The organism is Massilia sp. Root418 (assembly GCF_001425265.1).
Taxonomy (GTDB): domain Bacteria; phylum Pseudomonadota; class Gammaproteobacteria; order Burkholderiales; family Burkholderiaceae_D; genus Rugamonas.
In genome coordinates this window covers 421-4556 of record NZ_LMEC01000004.1, presented here as the reverse complement: position 1 = coordinate 4556, position 4136 = coordinate 421, and the positions used below count along the sequence as shown (strand labels likewise).

Genomic DNA, 4136 nt, shown 5'->3' with positions numbered 1-4136 from the left:
GCTGCCGAACAGCTCGCTACCGTCGTTGATGGTGCCGTCGCCGTTGCGGTCCAGGACCAGCAGGCCGTCGTTGCCGCCCACCCAGCCGGTGTTCACCTTCYGGCCGTCGGCCTKCAGGTCGAACTGCACGCCGGCCGACAGGCTCAGCGTCTGCACGCCGTTGCCGTCCAGGTCCAGCACCATGGGCGTGACGCCGAGATACTTCACATGTGAAATCTGGGCCGTGGTCAAGGCCGCGATCTGCTCGGAGGTCAGGGCCTTGGTCTGCCTGGACGTCAGCGCGTCCAGCTGCGCCGTGGCCAGCGCAGCGATGGAACTGGTGCCCAGCGCGCGCAGGCCGGCGCTGCTGAGGGCAGCGAAGGAAGTGGGCGCCAGCGCGGCCAGGTCGGCCGTTTCCAGCGCGGCAATCTGGCTGCTGCGCAGCGCCGCCGCCTGGGACGATCCCAGCGCCGCCGCTTGTGCCGTGCTCAACAGTGCGATGCTTTCCAGGCTCAGTGCACCCAGCGTGGACGGCTTGAGCGCGCCCACCTGGGCAGTGCCGAGCGAGGTGATGTAGGCCGTGCCCAGCGCGGCCAGCTGCGCGGTGCGCAGCGCCTCGATGGCGGCCGTGGACAGCTGCGCCAGCTGGCTGGTGCCCAGCGCGGCAATCTGGCTGGTGCCCAGCGCGGCCACCTGCGCGGTGCGCAGGGCGGCCATCTGGGCGGCGCTCAGGATGGCGACGTCCTCCACGTTCAGGGCGCGGATGGCAGCGGTGCCCAGCGCCGCCACCTGGGCGGTGAGCAGGGCGCTGACCTGGGCCGTATCCAGCGCGGCCACTTGCGCGCTGCGCAGCGCGGCCACGTCGCTGGTTTCCATGGCGATCACCTGACTGGTGCCCAGGGCGGCGATCTGGCTGCTGCGCAGCGCGGCAACCTGGGCGGTACGCAGGGCCGCCACCTGGCCGCTGCCAAGCGCGCCGATCACCGTGGTCGACAGCGCCGCGATGCCGGCCGTGCGCAGCGCGCCGATCACGGTGTCGTCAAAGCGCATGATGGCACTGCTGCCCAGCGCTTCAAGCTGGCTGGTGCGCAGCGCGCCCACGTCGGCGCTGCCGAAGGTGGCCAGCTGGCTGGTGCCGAGCGCGGCAATCTGGGCCGTGGTGAGCGCGGCCACCTGGGCAGTGCGCAGGGCGTCGAACTGCTCGGTGCCGAGCGCGGCGATCACCGAGGTGGACAAGCCGGCCACCACGCCGGTGGACAGCCCGGCCAGCTGCGCCGGCGCCATCTGGGTCAGGATGGCGCTGCTCAGGGCGGCCAGCTGCGCGGTGCGCAGCGCGGCGATGTCGTCGCTGCCGAGCGCGGCAAACTGGGTGGTGCCAAGCGCGGCGATCTGCTCGGCCGTGAGCGCCCGTACCTGCCCGGTGCGCAGCGCCGACAGCTGGGCGCTGCTCATCACGGCCAGCGCGGAAGTGGACAGGGCGGCAATGGCGCTGCTGCGCAGCGCGCCGATCTGGCCCGAACTGAGCTGGGTCAGCTGGGACTGGGTCAGGCCGGCCACCTGGCTGCTGCGCAGGGCGCCGAAGTCGGCGGTGCTGAGCACGGCCAGCTGGCTGCTGCCCAGGATGGCCAGCTGCTCACCGCGCAGGGCAGCGATCTGGCCGCTGGTCAGCGCTTCGATCTGGCCGGTGCTCAACGTGCTCAGTTCGCTGGTGCCCAGCGCGGCGATGACGCTGGTGCGCAGCGACGCGATATTGGACGTGCCCAGCAGCGGGAAACCCAGCACGGCCAGCTGTTCCGGCTTGAGCGCGGCCAGCTGGGCGGTGGTGATGGCGTTGAGCTGGCCGCTGTTCAGGCTCAGCAGATTGGAAGTCGACAGCGCGGCAAACGTGGCCGGCTTCAAGGCGCCCAGCTGGGCCGTGCCCAAGCCCGCCACCTCTTCGGTGGTCAGGGCAGCGATCTGCGCGCTGCGCAGCGCCGCCACCATGCCGGTGGACAGGGCCGCCACCTGGGACGAGGACAGTGCCAGCAGCTGGCCGGTGCGCAGGGCGCCCACCTGGGAACTGCGCAGCCCGCCAAGCTGGGTGGTGCCCAGGGCGGCGATCACGGAGGTGGCCAGGGCGGCAATGCTGCTGCTGCGCAGCGCGCCCATCTGGGCGGCGCTCAGGACGCTGAAATCGCCGCTGTCAAGCATGGCGATCTGGGCCGTCTTGAGCGCGGCCACGTCAGCCGTTTCCATGGCTTGCCACTGGCTGCTGCCAAGCGCGTCGATCTGGGCAGTGCTGAGCGCCGCCACCTGGCTGCTGCGCAAGCCCTGCACCTGGCTGGTGCCGAGGCTGCTGATGAAGGAAGTCGACAAGGACGCGAGCACCGAGGTGGACAGGCCGGACAGCGCCTTGTCGCTCAGCGAGCCCATGGCCGAACTGCCCAGCGCGGCGATCTGCGCGGTGCCGAAGGCCAGCACCTGCTTGCTGCTCAGTGCGGCCAGCTGGCTGGTGCTCAGGGCCAGCACGCTGGAGCTGGCCAGCGCGGACAGGGCGCGGGTGGACAGCGCAGCGATCTGGTAGGTGCCCAGTGTGCTGATGAAATGGGTGCTAAGCGCGGCTGCCTGGGCGCTCTTCAGCGCGCCCAGCGCGCTGGTCTGCAGCGCAGCCAGCTGGCTGTCGGTGAGCGCCAGCAGCTGCTCGCCGCTCAGGCCGGCCACCTGGGCGGTGCGCAGCGCGGCGATCTGGCTGGTGCCGATGGCGGCCACCTCGCTGGTTTCCAGGGCGGCAATGCCGCTGGTGCGCAAGCCCTGGATCTGCTCGACGGTAAATTGCGCCATGCGGGCCGCGTCGAGCGCGCCGGCCTGGGCTGCGGTGAGCGCGCCGATGTCCTGGCTGCTCAGGGTCTGGAACTGGCTGCTGCGCAGCGCGCCGAACTGCTCGACGGTAAGCGCGCGCACCTGGCCGCTGCGCAGCGCTTCAATCTGGGCCGTGGCCAGCGCCAGCACGCTGCTGCTGCTCAGCGCGGCGACCTGGCTGGTGGTGAGGGCGGCCATGTCCGGCAGGGTCAGCGCGCCCAGCTGGGCCGCTGTCAGTGCCACGGTCTGGCCGGTGGTCAGGGCCGCAATCTGCGAACTGCGCAGGGCGGCGATCTGGGTGGTGCCCAGCGCCGCCACCACCGTGTCGGTGATGGCGCGCAACTGGAGCGTCTTCAGGGCTTGCAACTGCACCTCTCCCAGCGCCTGCGCTTGCGTGCTGGTCAGCTGTACCATCTGCGCCGTGGTCAACGCCCCCACTTCGGTGGGAGTCAATGCCGCAATTTGGGCCGTGCTCAGTTGTGTGATGTCGGTCATGGCGCGCCAGGGGAAAAGAGGAAGGAAGCTGATTGCTTATTGCCCGTAAGCAATTTAGCAAGAGTACCTTGGGCTGTGGGAGCAAGTCAAGCGGTTTACTGTGCCGTTGGCAGGCAACGGGAGGCCGCAGGCCGAACAGGCCGGGCCAGCGGGCGCAGGCGCGCCCGCCGTGGGCCGGGACAGGCTTGCACCTGTCCCGGGCCCGGGGTGCTGCTTACTTACCGATGGCAAGGAAGCCATTGCTGGACGTTCCCGGCAGGCCGTGGGTGTTGCTCTGGCCCGGCGCCGCCARGTCCTTGGCATCGCCGCTGGCCAGCGGGCCCTGCGCATCGAACTGCTTGAGCGCSGAGACCATGCGGTCCACTCCGGCCAGCGTGTGGCTGGCCTGGCTGGCGGCGACCGACTGCGGCGCCTCCAGGTTCAGACCGCCCGCACCCGGCACTGCGGAGACCATGCGGTCCACTCCGGCCAGCGTGTGGCTGGCCTGGCTGGCGGCGACCGACTGCGGCGCCTCCAGGTTCAGACCGCCCGCACCCGGCACTGCCGCAGCCTGGTCCGCCGARCCGAAGCCGGCGATGGCCTGGGCCAGCGAACTGACCTTGCCGCGCAGGTCGGCTGCCGGTGCTGCCGGTGCCGTCTGGAACCAGACGTCGGCCAGCTGGCTGGTGCTGCCGTCGGTGCTGGTGTAGCTCGACTGCAGGCCCACCCAGTTGCCGTTGTTGTTGAAGGTGCCCTTCTCGGCCGTCAGGTTCAGGCTGGCGATGTTGCGGTCCTTCAGCGACGTCAGCTCGCCGGCCTGGCTCACGCCGTCGGCATTGGCATCC

1 protein-coding gene and 1 pseudogene are annotated in these 4136 nt (G+C 70.8%); both read right to left on the bottom strand.

Features of this window, described 5'->3' with window-relative positions; genetic code table 11:
- On the bottom strand, window positions 1–3312 hold a 3312-nt coding region (locus ASC94_RS06855; RefSeq protein WP_162251398.1), incomplete at its 3' end, for an S-layer family protein.
- Between the two features lie 214 nt (window positions 3313–3526).
- Window positions 3527–4136 (bottom strand): annotated as a pseudogene (locus ASC94_RS06850) (hypothetical protein); the annotation flags it as partial.